The 17,090-nt window shown below is 54.9% G+C and carries 15 protein-coding genes; 8 read left to right on the forward strand and 7 right to left on the reverse strand.

Annotated features, from left to right (window positions below; all coding sequences use genetic code 11):
- Positions 1-4: 4 nt before the first annotated feature.
- Both RA157_RS09410 and RA157_RS09415 read right to left on the reverse strand, forming a co-directional pair.
- Positions 5-1,333 carry a M16 family metallopeptidase gene (locus RA157_RS09410; RefSeq protein WP_350332863.1) on the reverse strand — a complete coding sequence of 443 codons (1,329 nt, stop codon included), beginning with the start codon at positions 1,331-1,333 and terminating at the stop codon, positions 5-7.
- The gene (locus RA157_RS09415; protein ID WP_350332864.1) at positions 1,326-2,732 is read right to left on the reverse strand and encodes a M16 family metallopeptidase; all 1,407 of its coding nucleotides are present in this window, start codon (positions 2,730-2,732) and stop codon (positions 1,326-1,328) included. Before RA157_RS09415 ends, RA157_RS09410 begins: the two co-directional genes overlap by 8 nt.
- A gap of 370 nt (positions 2,733-3,102) precedes the next feature.
- Here RA157_RS09415 and RA157_RS09420 point away from each other — a divergent pair, with 370 nt between their 5' ends.
- From RA157_RS09420 to RA157_RS09455, 8 genes are all read left to right on the forward strand, one after another.
- Positions 3,103-3,489 carry an AtpZ/AtpI family protein gene (locus tag RA157_RS09420; protein WP_350332865.1) on the forward strand — a complete coding sequence of 129 codons (387 nt, stop codon included), beginning with the start codon at positions 3,103-3,105 and terminating at the stop codon, positions 3,487-3,489.
- A gap of 107 nt (positions 3,490-3,596) precedes the next feature.
- Positions 3,597-4,346, forward strand: a complete 750-nt coding sequence (locus tag RA157_RS09425; RefSeq protein ID WP_350332866.1) for a F0F1 ATP synthase subunit A — start codon at positions 3,597-3,599, stop codon at positions 4,344-4,346.
- A gap of 134 nt (positions 4,347-4,480) precedes the next feature.
- Positions 4,481-4,708 carry a F0F1 ATP synthase subunit C gene (locus RA157_RS09430; protein ID WP_350332867.1) on the forward strand — a complete coding sequence of 76 codons (228 nt, stop codon included), beginning with the start codon at positions 4,481-4,483 and terminating at the stop codon, positions 4,706-4,708.
- Positions 4,709-4,781: 73 nt separating this feature from the next.
- A complete protein-coding gene (locus RA157_RS09435; protein ID WP_350332868.1) occupies positions 4,782-5,324 on the forward strand; it encodes a F0F1 ATP synthase subunit B in 543 nt (180 codons plus the stop codon).
- Positions 5,325-5,334: 10 nt separating this feature from the next.
- Positions 5,335-5,814 (forward strand): F0F1 ATP synthase subunit B, encoded by a 480-nt coding sequence (locus RA157_RS09440; RefSeq protein ID WP_350332869.1) that lies wholly within the window; start codon positions 5,335-5,337, stop codon positions 5,812-5,814.
- Between the two features lie 152 nt (positions 5,815-5,966).
- Entirely contained in the window at positions 5,967-7,016 is a 1,050-nt protein-coding gene (mutY, locus tag RA157_RS09445) for an A/G-specific adenine glycosylase (RefSeq protein ID WP_350332870.1), read from the forward strand.
- A 263-nt stretch (positions 7,017-7,279) separates the two neighbouring features.
- Positions 7,280-8,038 carry a substrate-binding periplasmic protein gene (locus tag RA157_RS09450; RefSeq protein WP_350332871.1) on the forward strand — a complete coding sequence of 253 codons (759 nt, stop codon included), beginning with the start codon at positions 7,280-7,282 and terminating at the stop codon, positions 8,036-8,038.
- Positions 8,035-9,486, forward strand: coding sequence for a sensor histidine kinase (locus RA157_RS09455; protein ID WP_350332872.1), 1,452 nt, complete (start codon positions 8,035-8,037; stop codon positions 9,484-9,486). Before RA157_RS09450 ends, RA157_RS09455 begins: the two co-directional genes overlap by 4 nt.
- 86 nt (positions 9,487-9,572) lie before the next feature.
- On the opposite strand, the gene RA157_RS09460 is transcribed toward RA157_RS09455, so the two are convergent.
- The 5 genes from RA157_RS09460 to RA157_RS09480 all read right to left on the reverse strand — a co-directional run bounded on the left by RA157_RS09460 (position 9,573) and on the right by RA157_RS09480 (position 16,937).
- Complete coding sequence (locus RA157_RS09460; protein ID WP_350332873.1) at positions 9,573-10,700, reverse strand: site-specific DNA-methyltransferase; 1,128 nt, start codon at positions 10,698-10,700, stop codon at positions 9,573-9,575.
- A 185-nt stretch (positions 10,701-10,885) separates the two neighbouring features.
- A complete protein-coding gene (locus RA157_RS09465) occupies positions 10,886-11,728 on the reverse strand; it encodes a hypothetical protein (RefSeq protein ID WP_350332874.1) in 843 nt (280 codons plus the stop codon).
- Positions 11,729-11,783: 55 nt separating this feature from the next.
- A complete protein-coding gene (gene lspA / locus RA157_RS09470; protein ID WP_350332875.1) occupies positions 11,784-12,299 on the reverse strand; it encodes a signal peptidase II in 516 nt (171 codons plus the stop codon).
- Positions 12,300-12,301: 2 nt separating this feature from the next.
- Complete coding sequence (gene ileS / locus RA157_RS09475; RefSeq protein ID WP_350332876.1) at positions 12,302-15,214, reverse strand: isoleucine--tRNA ligase; 2,913 nt, start codon at positions 15,212-15,214, stop codon at positions 12,302-12,304.
- A gap of 313 nt (positions 15,215-15,527) precedes the next feature.
- The gene (locus RA157_RS09480) at positions 15,528-16,937 is read right to left on the reverse strand and encodes a mannose-1-phosphate guanylyltransferase/mannose-6-phosphate isomerase (RefSeq protein ID WP_350332877.1); all 1,410 of its coding nucleotides are present in this window, start codon (positions 16,935-16,937) and stop codon (positions 15,528-15,530) included.
- Between the last annotated feature and the right edge of the window lie 153 nt (positions 16,938-17,090).

Here is a 17,090-nt window from a genome sequence, read left to right on the forward strand (position 1 = left end):
CGGTTTAGCTGTTTTGCGGTCCAACCGTGGTGACCAGAATATCTGATCCGAACACACGCTTGGCAGCCCGTTTGACATCCTCAATCGTGATCGCCTCGATCAGACTGTTGCGCTGGTCGATATAGTCGATGCCGAGATCCTCGATCTGGATGCCCAGCAACTGGCGGGCAATCTTTGAGGAGCTGTCAAAGCGCAGAGGATAGGAGCCGATAAGGAATTTCTTGGCCTTTTCCAGCTCTTCCTCGGTCGGACCTTCTGCTGCCATGCGATCGATTTCAGCACGCACCACATCAATGGCCTGTTGAGCCTGATCGGCGCTGGTGCCGAGACCGCCAAAATAAAGGGCTGTGTGATCATAGGGCAGCAGGGTCGTGAAAACGGAGTAGACCAGTCCGCGTTTCTCCCGCACTTCATTGTAGAGCCGGGACGTGAAACTGCCACCGCCGAGAATATGATTGGCCACATGAGCGGCCAGATAGTCCGGGTCCTTGCGCTTCAGACCCTTGCCGCCGAACTGAATGGTAGTCTGCGGCACATCCAGGGTGCTGGTGATCAGGCCCGCTTCAAGTTTCGGCTGCACCTGATCCACACTTGTAACCTGCCCTTCAGCAGGAAGGGACACGAACAGGGTGTCGAGAACCTCTTTCAGTTCTTCAGCTGAAATCGCACCGACAACCGAAACGGTCAGATGATCACGGGTGAAAACCCGCTTGTGAAAATCAACAAGATCGTCTCTGGTGATTGCAGTAACGCTGTCTTCTGTACCTTTGGACGGACGCCCATAGGGATGATCTGGAAACGCCGTCTGGAACCAGCTTCTTGATGCGATGGCATCAGGGTTTTTGAGATCAGAGCGAATGCCGGAAATGATCTGCGCCCGGATGCGGTCGACCGCATCCTGATCGAACCGCGGTGATGTCAGGGCCTGGTTCACCAAAGCCAGTGATTCGTCCTGATTCTGTTTCAGCAAACGGACCGTGCCGTAGAACCAGCCCCGTCCGACGGAATAGGACATTTTAAGGGCCTGTTCCTGCATCTGCTGCTGAAAATCCCGGGCAATGGTCTCACCGGACCCCTCGTCAATCAGCGCCGTTGTAAGATTGGCAAGACCTTCGCGGCCTGCCGGATCATGAGCGCTGCCGCCACGAAAGGCGAAATTGATCGCAACGATGGGAACTGAATGCTCTTCAACCAGCCAGGCTTTGATACCAGACGCGCTTGTCACTTCCTGAATGTCGGCTGCCTGTGCCATTCTCGGCATCATCAGAACAACCAGCAGCACAATCGCGAGTGTGAAATGCGTGAAATGACGGTGGATCATGTGATCAGACATCTTTGTCACTCTTCTTCAAATAACCGGTAACGGAACGGCGTTTGTCCAGCCAGCGGGAGGCCGCTTTCCGCACATCTTCAACAGAAACCTTGTTGATGGCTTCCGGCCACCCCTGAACGGCTTCGATGGTTTCGCCGGACGTCAGTGAGGCGCCGAAGATCCGGGCGAGGGACGTCTGGCTGTCCTGCGCATAGATGGTATCGGCAATCAGGCTGCGTTTGGCCCGTTCCACATCGTCTTCGGTCAGGCCGGATTTGATGAACTCGGCGAGAGTCTCGTCGATGGCTGCTTCCACCTCGGTCAGGGTCTTGCCCGGCAGGGGGACGCCATAAAGACCGAATGTTGTGTCATCATAGGCCGATGAGCCATACCAGCCGCCTGCCGTTGCGGCGATTTTCTGCTCGACGACGATTTTCTGATAGAGATAGCTGGTTGCTCCGGCGCCGAAAACCTGGCCCAGAACATCAAGTGCTTCTGCTTCGCCATCCGCTGCATTGGCATAGGACGGCACCAGATAGGACCGGCGGACCATCGGCTGGTTGACCCTGTCATTGACCATGGTCACCGTGCGTGCAGTGCGAGCCGGGGGCTCCTGCGGACGGACACGTTCTCCCGGCTCTGCTCGACGGGCAACCTTGCCATAGGTTTTTTCTGCCAGACCTTTGACGTCTTCAGCGGTAACATCTCCTGCAACCACCAGAATGGCATTGTTCGGCGTGTAATAGCGGTCATAGAAAGCAAGAGCATCTTCTCTGCTCAGCGTTTCCATCTCATGTCTCCAGCCGATGATGGGGATCCCGTATCGGTGATTCTGGAACAGAGCCGCGCTGATTGCCTCTCCAAGCTGGGCACCTGGGCTGTTTTCAATGCGCTCATTGCGCTCTTCCAGAATGACCTTGCGTTCCGGCAGGACCACCTCATCGGTGAGAACCAGATTGGACATCCGGTCCGCCTCCAGCTCCATCATCAAGCCGAGATGCTGTTTGGCAACACGCTGGAAATAGCCTGTATAATCATAGGACGTGAAGGCGTTTTCCTGACCGCCCAGCTCCGCGATCACCTTGGAGAAATAGCCGTCCGGATGGTTGGATGTGCCCTTGAACATCAGATGCTCAAGAAAATGCGCAATGCCGGACTTGCCTGGTGGCTCATCGGCGGAACCGACCTTGTACCAGATCATATGGGTGACCACCGGCGCGCGACGGTCTGGAATAACCAGAACCTGAAGGCCATTGGCAAGCGTGAAGCTCTTCAGATTCGCAGCGATGGTTGGCAGGGTGGTTCTGGCCTCGGCCTCGGCAATGGAAACACCCATCTGGGCAAAGCCAAGGGACGGAATTGCAACCGTCAACGGCAGAACAAGTGCGGTTGTCGCAAGAATGTTCCGGAATGCGGACATGAACAGGTCTCCGGGCACGAACAAATCAAGATTTATTCAAAATAGAAAGGGCTTGGGCGAAACCCTAATGAAAAGTCTGTAATGTTTTCGTCACCATGGGCACACGCTCCACGGGAGCGCCCATCGAGCAGCCCATTGAGCCACCCAGGGAGTCATGTTGACGCGGCTTAAGGGTAATTACGGTCAGGATTCGACATCTTTCCTATCGCAATTTGGCCTATTGTTCGTTGATTTTCACTAAAAATATATATTTTTCAATATGTTATTGTATTTTTAAGCTGCCTTGACACTGTCTTGGACGGCAATTATGGTGCGCGCGGTTCTGCTGGGGACCCGGTGACTTGAAACCCTTTGGGAAAGAGCTCTTCAAATGGGTGATCGCGACACCAATGACAATCCTGCAGAAAACGGCACCGGAAGCCCGGATGCGGATCTTGAAAGCCGGCGGCACAGACTTGGACAGGCTATTTCCGAGCGCCGTACGGTAGAAGACAAGACCGTGTCTGACGCATCTTCCGGGATTGCCGGTCTGGGGCAGGCCTTGCGTCTCTCCACCGAGTTTATCGCCGGTGTGGTTGCCGGGGGTGCTCTTGGCTGGGGGATTGATCAGTGGTTCGAAACCGCACCTTGGGGGATGATTGTCTTCCTGCTGCTTGGTTTTGCCGCTGGTGTTCTGAATGTGATGCGCTCCGCTGGCGTGGTCAGCGAACAGGGTGCAGGACTGCGCGGAAAGTCTGATAACGAGCCGCGCAATTAATTGAGACATTCGGTGGAATGTCTGTTAAACGAGGTCCGGGCGCAGCGCCCGGTTTACGAATTCAGGCAGCGTCTGCTGCCGAAAGGCAACGATAAGGACTGTACGCGGTGGCAAACGATCCGATCCATCAATTTAACCTGTCCAAGGTTGTGCCGATTGAGGTCGGCGGAATAGACGTATCGCTCACCAATTCAGGCATCTTCATGATCGCAACCGTTGCGACGATTTGCCTGTTTCTGATGTCAGCAACCCGTGGCCGTGGTCTTGTGCCGGGCCGCTGGCAGTCTCTGGCTGAAATGTCCTATGAATTTGTGGCCAGTACGCTCAGAAGTTCCGCGGGCAGCGACGGAATGCGCTTCTTCCCGCTGGTTTTCTCCCTTTTCATGTTTGTTCTGGTTGCCAACCTGTTTGGCATGTTCCCCTACTTCTTTACGGTCACCAGCCACATCATCGTGACGTTTGCGCTGGCCATGATCGTGATTCTGACAGTGGTTCTGGTTGGTTTTGCCAAGCACGGCCTCGGCTTCCTCAAGCTGTTTGTGCCGAGCGGTGTGCCGGCTGCCCTGATCCCGCTGGTGACGGCGATTGAAGTGATTTCCTTCCTGTCCCGCCCGATCAGCCTGTCAGTTCGTCTGTTCGCCAACATGCTGGCCGGACACATCACTCTGAAAGTTTTTGCCGGTTTTGTGGTCAGCCTGTCCAGCCTGGGCGCAATCGGTGTTGTCAGCGCAATCCTGCCGCTGGCCATGACGGTCGCTCTGACCGGTCTCGAGTTTCTTGTAGCCTTCCTGCAGGCTTACGTGTTCACGGTTCTGACCTGCATGTATCTGCATGATGCGCTGCATCCGGGTCACTGATCCGGCCACATGTTTCCTGCATCGGGCCTTGCTCGGTACAGGTTGAGAATACGCCAACACGATCCGAGGGGACATAGTGTCTCCAAAGATCAGACCAAACACTGACTATTGCTTGAATCTAAAGGAGCAAGACTATGGAAGCAGAAGCTGCAAAGCTCATTGGTGCAGGTATCGCATGTCTCGGCATGGGTGGTGCTGGTATCGGTCTCGGCCAGATTTTCGGTAGCTACCTCGCAGGCGCTCTGCGTAACCCGTCTGCCGCTGATGGCCAGTTCGGTCGCCTGATCTTCGGCTTCGCCGTGACTGAAGCTCTCGGCATCTTCTCGCTGCTCGTCGCACTTCTCCTCCTCTTCGCTGTCTAATCTGACACGACGAGTTAAAGTTTGCCGGTTGTCACCCGCGTGGTGACGACTGGCTTCTATTGGAGAGACGTCGATGGCGAGCGAGACAACGCATACGGAAACCCAGGTGGCCGCGGATGCAGCCCATTCCGGTGCTTTCCCTCCGTTTGACCCCACTTCCTTTGGATCTCAGCTTCTCTGGCTGGCGATTACATTTGGCGTGCTGTACTACGTCATGTCGAAAGTCGCTCTTCCACGGATTGGTGAGATTCTGGAAACCCGTCGTGACCGGATTGCAGGTGATCTGTCTGAGGCAGAGCGTCTGAAGCGGGAAACGGATGAGGCAATTGCGTCTTACGAGCAGGCACTGGCAGAAGCCAAGGCCAAGGCTCACGGCATTGCCCAGGATGCACGGGAACGGGTGAAAGCCGACATTGATGCACGGAATGCCGCAGCAGGTGATGAGCTTGCGGGCAAGATGGCTGACGCAGAAAACCGCATCAGTGCCATGAAGACAGAAGCTATGGCGGAAGTTGGCAGCATTGCTGAGGAAACCGCAGCAGCTATCGTGTCAGAACTGGCAGGCAGTGCGGATGCATCAGCAATTTCTGGTGCCGTGAAAGCGGCCGGGAACTAGGGAGGGCGATATGGACGCAACTTTTTGGGCAACCGTCGCTCTCATTATCTTCCTGGCGATCCTCTTCTACATCAAGGTCCCGGCAAAGATTACCGGTTCTCTTGATGACAGAGCGGACGGCATTCGCAAAGAACTGGATGATGCACGCAAGCTTCGTGAAGAAGCGCAGGCACTTCTGGCGGATTATCAGCGTCGTCAGCGCGAAGCTGAAAAAGAAGCCGAAGGCATTATCGCTGCTGCAGAACGTGAAGCCGATCTGCTGCAGGAAGAAGCCAAAGCCAAGATTGAGGATTATATCGCCCGTCGTACCAAGATGGCCGAACAGAAAATCGCTCAGGCAGAAGCTCAGGCCGCGGCCGATGTAAAAGCTGCTGCTGTTGATCTGGCCATGGCTGCCGCTGAAACGGTTCTGACAAAACAGATTACGGGAAAAGATGCCAGCGCCCTGGTGGATAAGTCCATCGCTGAGGTGAAGGCCAATCTCAACTGAGATTGAACATCCCGAAACGCTTAGAAGCCGGTCCTTGTGATCGGCTTTTTTGTTGCCGGGTGGTCTGTGTGATCCGAATCAGGCTTTGAATCCCCTATAACATCGAAGAACCTTTGGTATGGCATCCTGGATATGAGACGAGAGGTGTTGCTGTGATCCTGGCTGAAGCACTGCTTGACTGGTATGACCGGCATGCCAGATCGTTGCCCTGGCGCGTGAGCCCGGATGACCGCCGTCAGGGTATCGTGGCTGACCCTTATGCGGTCTGGTTGTCGGAGATCATGCTGCAGCAGACAACAGTTCAGGCGGTGAAGCCCTATTTCGAAAAGTTTCTGTCTCTTTGGCCCACTGTCGCGCATATGGCTGCAGCGGATGAAGAAGACATTCTGAGGGCGTGGGCCGGGCTGGGATATTATTCGCGAGCGCGGAATCTCCATAAATGTGCCCGCATGATTGCCGCAGAATGTGACGGCCGTTTCCCCGAGACAGCCTCGGAGCTGAAGAGTCTGCCTGGGATCGGGGATTATACAAGTGCAGCCATTGCCTCCATTGCCTTTGATGAAGCGGTTCCTGTGGTCGATGGCAATGTTGAGCGCGTGATCACCCGCCTGCAGCGCATCGCAACGCCTTTGCCAAAGGCCAAGCAGGAGGTGAAAGCGTTCACAGCTGACATTCTGTCTGTAGCCCGGCCCGGTGATTATGCCCAGGCAACGATGGACCTTGGCGCGACAGTCTGTACACCCAAACGGCCTGCCTGCGGCGTGTGTCCCTGGATGGAGCCCTGTCAGGCGCGCCACCACGGTGACCAGCTTCTCTATCCGGTTAAGGCCCCAAAGAAGGAAAAACCGACCCGCTATGGGCATGTCTTCGTCATTCTCAACGACCGGAATGAGGTCCTGCTCAGGAAACGACCTGACAAGGGCCTGCTCGCCAGTATGATGGAAGTGCCCGGTACTGAATGGAGAGAAGGTGAGCTTCTGCCTGTCGCCTACGCCGATGCGCCAGCTGGCACGTCATTCAGAGAGTTGCCGGTCCCCGTGCGCCATACATTTACGCACTTTCATCTGGTTCTGACCGTCCATGTGGCGGAGCCGGTCAGTCCGGGTAACTCCGTGCCGGAAGGACGCTGGATTGCAAGGGCAGCGGTTGTTGATGAAGCGCTTCCAAATGTGTTTCGCAAGGTTCTCGCCGCCGCGCTCTGAAAAAGGCCCGTTCTGATTATTGATTCGGATGGAGCCTACTTTTGCGCATGTTGAAAGTACCTATCAGATACAGTTCCCTGGCGAATAAACGACCAGAAAACGCACGGTATGCGCTGTGCGGTAGTGCTCATGAAGCTTTTCTGTTGTGCGCCGCGCAGAATGAGTATGATTACGTATATGAATCATCTGTATTCAGATACCATGCTGTCTCGACTTGATCCTTTCCCGGACCAAATGCAGACAGCACATCATGAGGGGGCATCATGATACGTTTTCCGGTACTCATTCTTTTACTTGCAGTATTCGTCGGAGGTCCAACTGGTCCGGCGTCTGCTCAACCCAAATCACTGACGATCGTTGCTGATGACTGGCCGCCGTATTCCGGCAGCCAGCTTCCCGGCAAAGGCCTGTCGCTTGAATTGATCAGCACTGTGTTGAACCGGGCAGGCTACGAAACCCGTGTTCTGGTGGAGCCCTGGGCCCGCATCATGGAAGGCGCGCGGAATGGCCGTTATGATATTGTCGGCAGTCTGTTCCTGACCGATGATCTCAAAGAGACAATGGTCTACAGCTCCGCCTACTACACCACCAAGGTCCGCTTTCTGAAGGCACTGGGCAGCCCGCACCAATACACCACATTGGACGCGCTGAAGCCGTACTCGATTGCTGTCGGGGACGGGTTTCTATATGCGGAAGACTTCGACAATGCGGCCTTTCTGAACAAGGTGGTCGTGACGACAACGCTGCAATGCGTGCATATGGTGGCCCATGAACGGGCAGACCTGACACTGGACAGTGAGGAAGTCATCAAGTTCGCGCTGAACCAGGAAGCACCAGAGCTCAAGAACAGGGTGGAATTTGTTGACAAGCCCCTGGCGGAACGGGGCATCCACATGGCTATCAGGAAGTCTCTGCCGAACCATGATATAGTTCTGGAAGACTTCAACAGGGAGCTGGATGCAATGCGGGCTGATGGAAGCTATGACGCCTTGGTTGCCAAGCATCTGGCGTCGCTTGAATGATTGTTGACAGGTTCCTGTCTCATCGACCCAGACTCTGGGGCAACAGGCTTGCCCGACGACTGATCGTGCTGACGGTGATCTGCAACACGGTTCTATCCCTGTTTGCAACAGGATATCAGCTCTTCCATCGGTATGAACGGGATGTTCAGGACACGATGGAGATCTACGATATTTTCGATCAGAGCTTCAAGGCGTCTCTGGCGAAGTCTGTATGGGAGTTTAATTTCCGGCAGGCTGAGGAGATCCTGAACGGTCTGGCCAGTCGGCGGGATGTGGTTTTCATTGAACTGCGAACCAGCACCGGCCAGCGCCTGACCCAAGGTCAGCAGCAGAATACCGAGAATGTCCTCAGCCGCAGTTTTCAGCTTGTCTATGACACGCCGGAAGGCAACCGCCGTCCTATCGGCAAGCTCACTATGGATATCTCACTGGAGCATGTCGAGGAACTGTTCTGGGACCAGCTTGTTACCATCCTCTCCGCCAATCTGCTGAAGACCTCTCTCGCATCGATTGTGATGTTCGTGCTGTTTTATTCTCTGGTGACGCGTCACCTTCACCACATCGCATCCTTTGTCGACAGGCCGGACTGGTCGGGGAACCTGACCCTCGACAGAGCGCGTTCGGAAGCCAATGACGATCTGGACAGTGTGGTTGAAGCAATCAACACCACGTATGACAGGCAAAAGCGTTATGTGGATCGTCAGGACGAGATGAACGAGGAATTGCGACAGAGCAATGCCAAGCTTGTGGCCAGCAATGAAGAGCTGAGGCAGTTCTCGACCATTGCAGCCCATGATCTGCAGGAACCGCTACGCAAGATCCAGATTTTTGGCGACCTTCTGAGGGATGAATATACCGACGGGCTTGACGAGCAGGGGCAGGGCTATGTGGATCGCATGACCCAGGCTGCGGAACGCCAGAGGCTTTTGATCAAAGATCTGCTCGCTTACTCGAAAGTCTCGCAGTCAGAACAGCTGTTTGAGCCTGTCCATCTCAATCGGATTCTGAAACAGGTCCTTGCGGAGCATGAAAGCCAGCTGGCAGCCATTGACGCTTCCGTTACTGTTGGAACCCTTCCTGTGGTTTCTGGTATTGAGGTCCTCATGACACAGCTCTTTGATAATCTGGTCAGCAATGCGATCAAGTATCGATCGCCGGACCGCCCGCTGGAGCTGAATATTTCCGTCATAGACGTGGCGGAGAGCGATGAAGGGTCAATCTGTGCTATCTCGGTATCTGATAACGGCATCGGTTTTGAAGAAAAATATGCGGAAGTTATTCTTGAGCCGTTCAAGCGCCTCCAGTCCGATATTTCCATCAGCGGAACAGGCATGGGATTGGCAATCTGCAGAAAGATCGCCCAACAGCATCACGGTGATCTGACGGCTCAAGGGCATGCCGGAGAGGGGAGTGTCTTCACCGTTACGTTGCCCGTGGTCAAGGGCTGATAATCCGGGTGAGACAAAAAAAGAGCGCCCGAAGGCGCTCTAAAAAGTTTCGTCTGGAGGTCTGTTATTGTGAAACTTTATCGCCGTCAGGCGGCGTTCATGCCGTCGCGGATAATCTGCCGCAGGGCATCGATCGGTTTGAGGGTTTCACCGTCGCTAAAATGCCAGAAGGTCCAGCCATTGCAGGCTTCAAGGTCCTGGACCTTGGCTCCAACCTTGTGAATGGAACCTGTCTGCCCATCTGCGTCCAGTGAGCCGTCCAGCCGGACGATGGCGCGATGCTTGCCCTTCGCACATGTGAGCACAGTACCCGGTTCCATCAGGCCATTCTCAATGAGAGAGCCGAATGGAACACGGGGCTGTGCCCGCTTGCCGGTGCTCACAGATAGGGCTTCGAGCGGTAAAGGCTCGACAGCATCGATGCGAGCGCCGGCAGCGGAAATATAGGCGTCTTCACGTTCAACGCCGACAAAATGACGACCCAGTTTCCTGGCGACAGCACCTGTGGTGCCGGTGCCGAAGAACGGATCCAGAATGATATCGCCCGGATTGCTTGATGACAGCAGCACGCGGAACAGCAGGGACTCCGGCTTCTGGGTCGGATGAACCTTCTTGCCATCCTCACCTTTCAGTCGTTCCTGGCCTGTGCAGAGTGACAGGGTCCAGTCCGAGCGCATCTGGGTGTCATCGTTGAAGGCCTTCAGGGCCTCATAATTGAAGGTATAGCCCTTCGCATCAGGGCTTTTGGAGGCCCAGATCATGGTTTCATGGGCGTTGGTGAAACGCTTACCGCGAAAGTTCGGCATTGGATTGGTTTTGCGCCAGACAATGTCGTTCAGCACCCAGAACCCCAGATCCTGCATAATCGTACCAACACGGAAAATGTTGTGATACGAGCCGATGACCCAGATCGTGCCGGTGTCTTTAAGGACCCGGCGACAGGCCAGAAGCCAGGCACGGGTGAACATGTCATAGGCTTCAAAATCGGCGAATTGATCCCAGTGATCATTGACCGCGTCAACTTTCGACTGATCAGGACGATGAAGGTCCCCTGCCAGCTGAAGGTTGTACGGCGGGTCTGCAAAGATCACATCAACGGATTTCGGCGGGAGCTTTTCAAGAGCCGCGACGCAATCACCTTTGATGATGGTGTCCACCCACTCAGGCTGGGCCAACGGGGCCCGCGTGCCTGCGGCCTTACTCGATACTGACATGAACTCGATACTCCAGACGCAACTGATAGCATCATGGTCGCCGCTTATGGTAAATGACGCGTAAATCTGGTTAGAAAAAGTTGGCTGGGTTGAAATGCCCTCTGATGACCTGGACACTCTGGCCGCTAGTAAAAATAAAAAAAGCCCCGGATTACCGGGGCTTTCATGTTAATTCGGGCTGAATATCAGAAGGGGTTCAGCTTTGAAAAGAACCCGCCACTCTTTTTCTCAGGGACTTTCGGAGCAACGATCTCACCTGTCTCCGTTCTCGCAGGTTCGCGATATTTGCTCGGTGGTTCCACTAGGTAGCGACGCTTACCTGTTCTGAAGCTGTTTTCGCTGTAACTGATGGATCCGTCAGCATTCTTGTTGTCACTGCCACCGGCCAGTTCATTGGGAGACAGGACCGCATTCCGCTCCCCATCACCTGTAATCGCAGCACGCTTCTCGTCATCTGTCCGGTTATCGTATGTATTGCTTTGACCGAACAGTTCACTTTCAGGCCTGCGGTGCCCCTGCTGGAGTTCCTTGTTGGTCAGAAGTCGGGGGCCATCTGCAGACGCGCCACGGTGTGAACGGAGCGTCTCTTCATTAATTGCGCCTCCACGGCCACCTGCTTTCCGAAGACGTGTCACTTCATCAATTGGTGTCAGGCCATCCTGACCGTTTGGATTGGAGAGAACAGCAATCTTTTCAGCCTCACGCTGTTGTTTCCTGCGTTCCCGGGCCAGTTTATCCGGATCCTGAGGCCAGTTGACGCTGCCGGTCTCGGCATTCTGGCTTGGTGTTTCCAGACCTTTACCTTTTCCGGGCACAACGAGAGGCGCGCGTTCTGTATAAACAATGGGTTCTTTTTCTTCTTGGGCAATGCCAACCAGACCACTGACAGATTCCAGAAGTTGCTGCTCTGTTGTCTGACCTGTTCCGTAAGTCGCGCCGGTGCCACATGCGGCTAAACCGGACAGCAGGGCAACAAGCCCGCTGACTCTCAGGGCTTTCTTCAGTGAAAGGCGGTCAAGATCAGTCATGATGGTCACCGAGCTCTATCAGGTTACGCAACAGGCGCAGGAATTCCAGCGTGTGCTAGTCTTCGTTTGCGGCATTTCCGTGGCATCCGAAAAAGGAGTCATACAGGAGTCCGATCACGCCCGCAACGATCCAGACATCAGCCACGTTAAATACATACCAGTCAAAGGAGCCGATATGAAGATAAAAGAAGTCTGCGACCGCTCCATGATAGATCCGGTCGATAATGTTTCCGACAGCTCCTCCGATCACCAGGCCGAGTGAAACTGCCACAAGTCGGGAATGAGCCCGCGTTAACCAGACCCACAGGCCAATAACGACCAGGCAGGTCACAGCGATCAGAACATAGCGCCCCAGATCGCCATCCTGAGCGAACAGGCCGTAGGAAATACCCTCATTCCAGACCAGCACCAGATCAAGAAAAGATGAGACCCGAACCCGTCCCCACTGCTCGATATTGTAATGGTTGAGCATCCAGTATTTGTGGCCCTGATCGGTCAGAAGAGCAAACAGGGCCAGAAGGCCGCCGAGGCGACCATAGGGACCAAAAAGGGATGGGTGCGGACTTGTCATCTTTACTCTGCCGCGGCCTCTGCATCCAGTTCGCGCATTGCGGCAGCATCGCGCGATGAGAGGTCAGGATAATCCGGGTCTGAGCCGATATCCGGCAGAACCTTCCAGGAGCGGGCGCATTTGCGACCCTCTGCCCGGGATGGAACCACAGAAATGCCGGAGACGCCTTCAAGGCGAAACGCATCAGCGGGACCTTCTCCTTCAACAAGGCTGGCCTGTGATGTGATGACAATCTCGGCCAGATCAGCACCCTTGATGGCGTCGATCACAGCCTCATCAGTCACATGGATCTGAGGTGCTGCTTCCAGGGAAGAGCCGATCCGTTTTTCGCGACGTTCAATCTCGAGAGCGCCGGTTACAACGCGACGCAGGCGGCGGATATGCTGCCATTTTGCAGCCAGTGCATCATCACGCCAGTCTGCTGGAGCGGCTTCGAACTGCTCAAGATGAACCGAATGATCCGGATTGCTGAACCGTGACTGCCAGATTTCTTCCATGGTGAACGGTAGAAGCGGAGCCATCCACTTGGTCAGGTAAACATGCAGACGATCAATCACCTGCAAAGCCGCCTTGCGTGTGGTGCTGGATGGAGCATCGCAATAGAGCGCGTCCTTCCGGACATCGAAATAGAAGGCCGACAGGTCGAGCGTCATGAAATTGAACAGGCGGGAGACAATCCGCTTGAAATCAAAGGCGTCATAAGCCACTGTAATTTCACCATCGATAACAGCCAGCTCGTGCAGCATCAGGCGCTCAAGCTCAGGCATGTCAGAAAGCGCGATCTCATCACCACGATAATGGGACAGGGTGCCAAGCATCCAGCGGAACGTGTTTCTGAGCTTGCGATAGGCATCCACATTGGTCTTGAGGATTTCCTGACCGATGCGCTGATCATCGGAATAATCAGTCGATGCCACCCACAGCCGGAGAATGTCGGCACCGTATTGTTTGATGATATCCTGAGGGGCGATGATGTTGCCCAGTGACTTGGACATCTTGCGTCCGTCTTCCGCCATGGTGAAGCCATGGGTCAGAACCGCATCATACGGCGCACGGCCGCGGGTGCCACAACTCTCAAGCAGGGAGGAGTGGAACCAGCCGCGATGCTGGTCAGATCCTTCCAGATAGAGGTCGGCTGGCCATTTCAGATCATCCCGCTGCTCGAGACAGAACGCGTGGGTGGAGCCTGAATCAAACCAGACGTCGAGAATGTCGTCGACTTTTTCCCAGTCGGCCGGATTGTCCACCAGACCATCAAGGAACCGATCGCGGGCGCCGTCAGCAAACCAGGCATCGGCACCTTCAGCCTTGAACGCGTCCAGAATGCGCTGGTCCACGGCATCGGACTGCAGAATATCGGCGGGGTCATCCTTGCGGATGAAAATGGTGATCGGCACACCCCAGGCACGCTGACGCGAGATAACCCAGTCGGGACGGCTTTCGATCATCGACCGCAAACGGTTCTGCCCGGCTTTTGGTACAAAGCGGGTTTCATCAATCGCTTTCAACGCCCGGCTACGCAGAGTGGTGCTGTCGCCCAGATCCTTGTCCATGGCGATGAACCATTGCGGTGTGTTGCGGAAGATCAGGGGAGCTTTCGACCGCCAGGAATGCGGATAGGAGTGCTTGACCCGGCCACGGGCAAGGAGCGCACCGCACTCGGTCAGCTTCTCGATAACGGCCTTGTTGGTCGAGCCATCCTTGCCCTTCCGGTCAAGAATATATTTGCCCTCAAAAAAGGGCACATGCGGATAATAGGCTCCATCTTCCTGCACCGTGTGGGGCACCTGATCGGTTCCGCAATCTGCAAACGTGTCACGATATTTGAGGAACATCTCATAATCGTCGGCACCATGACCCGGCGCCGTGTGAACGAAGCCTGTACCGGCATCGTCGGTCACATGGTCGCCATCCAGAAGCGGGACATCAAAATCAAAATAGCCGTCTCCACCTTCCGCTCCGCGGAACGGATGGGCACAACGATTGATATCAGCCGGATTGATGGTGCTGACACGCTCATAGGCATCAACACGGGCTGCCTTGAAAATACTCTCGGCCAGATTGTCGGCAACGATCAGCTCATCACCTGTTCTGGCCCAGTTTTCGTCCGGAGCATCGGTGACTTTGTAAAGTCCGTAGCTGATGCTGGAATTGTAGCAGATGGCCCGGTTGGCGGGGATTGTCCATGGGGTCGTGGTCCAGATGATGACATCCTTGCCCATGAGGTCCGCAGGGCCGTCCACTACGGGAAATTTCACCCAGATGGTATGGGATTCGTGGTCGTGATACTCAACCTCGGCCTCGGCCAGAGCAGTCTTCTCGACAATCGACCACATGACCGGCTTGGAACCCTGATAGAGCTGGCCGGAACGGGCGAATTTCATCAGTTCGCCCGCGATCAGAGCTTCTGATTCAAAGTTCATCGTCTTGTAAGGCGTAACGAAATCGCCAATCACCCCGAGGCGTTTGAATTCCTCGGACTGGATGCCGATCCAGTGGTCGGCGAAGTCACGGCATTCCTGCCGGAACTCATTGATCGGCACAGCATCCTTGTTCTTGCCCTTCTTGCGGTACTGCTCTTCGATTTTCCATTCGATCGGCAGGCCGTGACAATCCCAGCCCGGCACATAGTTGGAATCGCGTCCGCGCATCTGGAAGGAACGGGTGATGATGTCTTTCAGGATCTTGTTCAGGGCATGACCGATATGCAGATTGCCGTTTGCATAGGGAGGGCCGTCATGGAGTACATATTTCTCCCGACCCTTCGCATCATCCCGCTGGCGCTGATAGAGATTGATCCGGTTCCAGTGATCAATGATTTCCGGCTCTTTCTTGGGCAGGCCTGCCCGCATGGGAAAGTCGGTTTCCGGCAGAAACAGTGTCTTGGAATAATCGCGTTCGGTCTTGTCGGTCATGGAAAGTGAATCCGGTTCGGTCAATGTCATCTGTCCCGTATGGAGAGGACATGTCGGCATGTGTCATGGGAGGGGTGAAACGGGACGCGATATCACTCTGCGTCCTTGCACAGCATCTCTATCCCGGTCCTGCGCACCGCGGCTGTCAGAGCCGTGAGGCGAAGGCCGGGCCGCTAATTCGTATGCCCTCAAACGGTACCATGACGAAACCCTGCTAAACTCGCCGGTGTTTCTAACAGGGGCAGGGGCAAACAACAAGCGGGAAGATGGGCGCGATCCGGTGCTTTAGAGTTCAGACACGTACAGCCGGTGCCTAATCCGCTCTCGCATAAGCGTCATCGTAGCGGATGATATCATCCTCTCCGAAGTAAGAGCCGGTTTGCACTTCTATCAGAATAAGTGGAACAGGCCCTGGATTCTCCAGCCGGTGGATGCTGCGGGCGGGAACATAGATAGACTGATTGGCCGCAAAATCCCTGGTTTTCTCATCCAGTGTGACACGTGCAACCCCGCCAACAATCACCCAGTGTTCGGAGCGGTGAGCGTGGCTCTGGAGAGACAGAGCTGCACCCGGTGCTACCATCAGGCGTTTGACCTGAAAGCCGTTGCCCGTCGCCAATATATCAAACCAGCCCCAGGGACGGTGGCTTCGCTGGTGGCTCTTAGCCTGTGGAGCGCCTTTCTGCTTCAGAATCTCGACGGCGTTTCTGACATCCTGGCTGCGGGACTGATCAGCAACAAGAACTGCATCCGGCATGGCGATAACGATCGTATCGGTAAGGCCGATGCCGACCAGTTCCAGTTTGTCTGTCTCGGAACGGAGGAGAGAGGTTTCACAATCGATCGCCGTGACTTGATCTGAAGAATCAGGTTGGCTTGGTACTTCCCGGGCCACGGCGTCCCAGTCTCCGAGGTCGGTCCAGCCTTGCTCAAGTGGTATGGTGACCAGATCAGACCGCTTCTCCATGATTGCGTGGTCTATGGAGATGGCTGGTACCCGCATCCAGGGTGTTTTTTGGAGGCGAAGGAAGTCGAGATCGATTGTCGCTCCATCAAGCGCTTCAGAGACCGGTTGGACTAAGTCAGGGGCGCTGGCTTGGAAGGCCTTCAGGATCGTTCTAACTGAGGCAATAAAGATACCGGAATTCCAGAGGTAGTCTCCGTTAGCTAGCATCCGCTCTACGTCATCCAGGCCAGGTTTCTCAACAAAACCGTCAACCTCTAAAACATCATCCTTCCTTCTCGTTGGATCAATGCGCAGATAACCATATCCGGTTTCCGGCCGTGTTGGCTGGATGCCAAGAGTTACGATTCGACCAGCGTCGGCTTGCACTTCGGCTGCTGTCAAAACTGCCCTGTAGGCTATATCATCTGAAATCATGTGGTCGGATGGCTGGATCAGCATGATGCCGTATGGATCGTGCGCTTTCAGATAAAGAGCTGCTGCAAGGGTCGCAGGCGCTGTGTTACGGGCATCCGGCTCAAGAAGGATAGCTCGTGCTGATCGACCGATTTCATCCATCTGGTCTCTGACAACAAACCGATAGGCTTCGCCAGTCACAATGATCGGGGCGGTGAAGTCTCCTTCAGGAAGCCGATTGACTGTTTCCTGAAACAAGCTCAACGGCCCGGTAAGTCTGGTGAACTGCTTCGGAAAATCTCTGCGCGAGAGGGGCCAGAGCCGTTCCCCTGAGCCGCCACAAAGAATGACAGGATAGAGCATGAGCCGTAATCTGATCTGGTGCAATACAACCTGAAACAATCATGAGTCGCATAATTTTACCAGATTTATATTTCTATGGTTGTGGCGCAGAGAGCCTCGAGGCCATGCTCATGCACCTTTTCCCTTGAAATGATGAAGCAAAAGCCGACATTG

It is taken from the genome of Coralliovum pocilloporae (assembly GCF_030845175.1).
Classification (GTDB): domain Bacteria; phylum Pseudomonadota; class Alphaproteobacteria; order Rhizobiales; family Cohaesibacteraceae; genus Coralliovum; species Coralliovum pocilloporae.

Bases quoted from the DNA above. Each gene is read 5' to 3' on its own strand.
- RA157_RS09410 (WP_350332863.1), bottom strand. From the start codon at position 1,333: ATGTCTGATCACATGATCCACCGTCATTTCACGCATTTCACACTCGCG.
- RA157_RS09415 (WP_350332864.1), bottom strand. From the start codon at position 2,732: ATGTCCGCATTCCGGAACATTCTTGCGACAACCGCACTTGTTCTGCCG.
- RA157_RS09420 (WP_350332865.1), top strand. From the start codon at position 3,103: ATGGGTGATCGCGACACCAATGACAATCCTGCAGAAAACGGCACCGGA.
- RA157_RS09430 (WP_350332867.1), top strand. From the start codon at position 4,481: ATGGAAGCAGAAGCTGCAAAGCTCATTGGTGCAGGTATCGCATGTCTC.
- RA157_RS09435 (WP_350332868.1), top strand. From the start codon at position 4,782: ATGGCGAGCGAGACAACGCATACGGAAACCCAGGTGGCCGCGGATGCA.
- RA157_RS09440 (WP_350332869.1), top strand. From the start codon at position 5,335: ATGGACGCAACTTTTTGGGCAACCGTCGCTCTCATTATCTTCCTGGCG.
- RA157_RS09450 (WP_350332871.1), top strand. From the start codon at position 7,280: ATGATACGTTTTCCGGTACTCATTCTTTTACTTGCAGTATTCGTCGGA.
- RA157_RS09455 (WP_350332872.1), top strand. From the start codon at position 8,035: ATGATTGTTGACAGGTTCCTGTCTCATCGACCCAGACTCTGGGGCAAC.
- RA157_RS09460 (WP_350332873.1), bottom strand. From the start codon at position 10,700: ATGTCAGTATCGAGTAAGGCCGCAGGCACGCGGGCCCCGTTGGCCCAG.
- RA157_RS09465 (WP_350332874.1), bottom strand. From the start codon at position 11,728: ATGACTGATCTTGACCGCCTTTCACTGAAGAAAGCCCTGAGAGTCAGC.
- lspA (WP_350332875.1), bottom strand. From the start codon at position 12,299: ATGACAAGTCCGCACCCATCCCTTTTTGGTCCCTATGGTCGCCTCGGC.
- ileS (WP_350332876.1), bottom strand. From the start codon at position 15,214: ATGACCGACAAGACCGAACGCGATTATTCCAAGACACTGTTTCTGCCG.
- RA157_RS09480 (WP_350332877.1), bottom strand. From the start codon at position 16,937: ATGCTCTATCCTGTCATTCTTTGTGGCGGCTCAGGGGAACGGCTCTGG.